We start from the raw sequence: 1,339 nt of genomic DNA, 5'->3' as shown, positions 1-1,339 counted from the left end.
AAACGAGGCCGTCGCGCTCGAGCCGCTCGAGAGTGCTGTAGATCTGGCCGACGTTGAGCGCCGAGCTCGATCCGGTGCGACGTTCGAACTCCGACCGCAACTGATAGCCGTAGCACGGCCCCTGCGCCAGGATCGCCAACAGGCTTTGCCTCACCGACATTCGGATCTCCCTGAGCGCGATATGCATACCGGGTAGTGTCGCGCTCTCTCATGGATACCGCTGCGCGACACCATCGAGTGGTTCTGCCCGGGCGTTTGGTGGAATCCGCCATATGGTCTGACCACATCAGGGGTGAGCGTCGTGGGCTTCACTGAACGATTGGCGATGCGCCGACTCTCGGCGTAGAACGGCAGCGTGTTCGGTTCGTCTCGGCGCCGCATGGTCGGAGGCCTCGCCCTCATCCCCGCTGTCGCACTTGCCGCCGTCGCGTGCTCGCCGGCCGCTGCAACTGCTCCCTCACCCGCATCCATCGACCCGGTAGCGGGAATCGTCGTCGGAGACGGCGCTGTCGACATCCAGCTGTGGAGCGACCCATCCTGCCCCCACTGCATGAGCCTCGATGCGGCTATCGGCGACGACCTCGCGGCCTTCGTCGCCGACGGCACGGCGACGTGGACCCTGCATCCGATGACCTACGTCAGCGCCAAGCGCGGTGACACCACCGACTATTCGACCCGTGCGGCTGCACTTCTCCTCGGCGCCGCAGCCGCGGGCGAGGATGACGCGCTCCTGCCGCTGTACGCGCTGATCCAGCGGAACCAAGTCACGGCAGATCATTCACCGAGCGACGAGGAACTCCTCGACTTCGCGACCACGGCGGGCGCGGCATCCGACCTCTCGACAGCGATCACCGATTACACGGGCCTGGCGACCGCGGCTAACGACGCCTGGCTCGGCAAGCCGATCCCCGGCACCGACCAGGTCGTCGACCACGTCCCGCTGCTGGTCATCGACGGCACGGTGTTCGAGGTGCGTGAAGACGGCACGGATGCTGCGCGCTTCGCCGCAGCGGTAGCCGAAGCCGCTGCAGACTGATCCTCAGCCGAGGCCCTCCCGGTGCGGCGCGGCCGCCGCACCTCCCTCGCCGACCACGGGCTTGCGCGAGAGGCCGACGGAGCCGGAGGCGGGATCCTTCGACAGTGCCGCGGCGACGGCGGCTGACTCGTCGATATCCGGGTACTGGGGCCGCAATTGCACGGACTGCCGCTTCTTCTGCTCGCGCTTTGCCTTGCGTGACGAGTACGTGAGGTTCAGCGCCTCGACGAAGATCGCGAAGGCCATCGGACCGTAGATGAAGGCCTTGTCGATCTTGATGTGGAAGCCCTCGGCGATGAGGAA

Annotated in this window: 2 protein-coding genes and 1 pseudogene; 1 reads left to right on the top strand and 2 read right to left on the bottom strand. The window is 66.6% G+C overall.

The window, feature by feature from the left end; translation table 11 throughout:
* The coding region (locus tag B3587_RS06370; protein WP_292727249.1) for a PadR family transcriptional regulator at positions 1 to 160 on the bottom strand (160 nt) is incomplete at its 3' end.
* A 195-nt stretch (positions 161 to 355) separates the two neighbouring features.
* Here B3587_RS06370 and B3587_RS06365 point away from each other — a divergent pair.
* Positions 356 to 1,036, top strand: coding sequence for a thioredoxin domain-containing protein (locus tag B3587_RS06365; RefSeq protein ID WP_292727245.1), 681 nt, complete (start codon positions 356 to 358; stop codon positions 1,034 to 1,036).
* A gap of 3 nt (positions 1,037 to 1,039) precedes the next feature.
* Here B3587_RS06365 and B3587_RS06360 read toward each other — a convergent pair.
* Positions 1,040 to 1,339 (bottom strand): annotated as a pseudogene (locus B3587_RS06360) (TerC family protein); the annotation flags it as partial.

It is taken from the genome of Microbacterium sp. UBA837, from assembly GCF_002296025.1.
Classification (GTDB): Bacteria; Actinomycetota; Actinomycetes; order Actinomycetales; family Microbacteriaceae; genus Microbacterium.
Note: the sequence above shows the minus strand (reverse complement) of the source record. Positions and strands in the feature narration are given on the sequence as shown.